Source organism: Bradyrhizobium sp. PRIMUS42, from assembly GCF_023006515.1.
Taxonomy (GTDB): Bacteria; Pseudomonadota; Alphaproteobacteria; order Rhizobiales; family Xanthobacteraceae; genus Bradyrhizobium.
Genome location: NZ_JALBGZ010001357.1, coordinates 1 through 780, shown reverse-complemented (window position 1 = coordinate 780; position 780 = coordinate 1). Strand labels below are relative to the sequence as shown.

Sequence of the window (780 nt, the reverse complement as noted above, 5' to 3'; positions counted from 1 at the left end):
GAGCGCCAGCCCGACCACGATATCGGTCCCGACGCTGCGGTCCCGCAATCGCCGCGCCAGCCGGTTGGCACGCGCGTTGAGCGCGGCGTAACTCAGCTCCGTCTCGCCGAATACCAGCGCGATCGCTTCGGGTGACCTCCGGACCTGTGCCTCGAATTGGGCGACGAACAACCGCTCTCCCGAATATTGCGCATGCGTCCGATTCCACGCCTCCAGCAAGAGCTGGCGCTCCTCGACAGGCAGAATGTCGAGCTGCCGGACCGGCGCGCGCGGCGCGTGTTCCAGCATCTCGGCCAATTGATCGAGCGCCCGCTGCATCAAGGCGCAGATGTGATCGGCCGAGAACGGACGGACGATCTGAGCAGTCAAGCCAAGCGCCTGACCATAATCCTCGACGGCCAGCATCAGGGGATAGTTGGTGCGTTCTTCGCCACCGAGCCATTCGATGCCGGAGCCGTCCTTGTCGGCGACCAAATCGCCCGGCATTGCATTGTGTCGATAGTTCAAGATCGAGCTGAACAAAGGCGCTGGCGCCGCGACGCCGCTGCATCGTTGCGCGAGCGCCAGCGAGGCGTGCTCGTGCGCCATCAGGTCGGTCAGCCGACCATGCGTATCACGAACACTGTCCTCGACCGCCGTGTCATCGAGATCGAGCCGCAGCGGCAAGGTGTTGATGAACAAGCCCATGGTGCGATCACCGCCGGCGCCGGCCTCCATGCGACCGAACAGGACGGTGCCGAACACGACGCGCCCGCGCCCGCTGGTTCGCGCCACCACCTG

Annotated in this window: 1 protein-coding gene; it reads right to left on the bottom strand. The window is 65.4% G+C overall.

Translation table 11 applies throughout. The features are described 5' to 3' along the window. The coding region (locus MOV75_RS40320) for a condensation domain-containing protein (RefSeq protein ID WP_247008418.1) at positions 1–780 on the bottom strand (780 nt) is incomplete at both ends.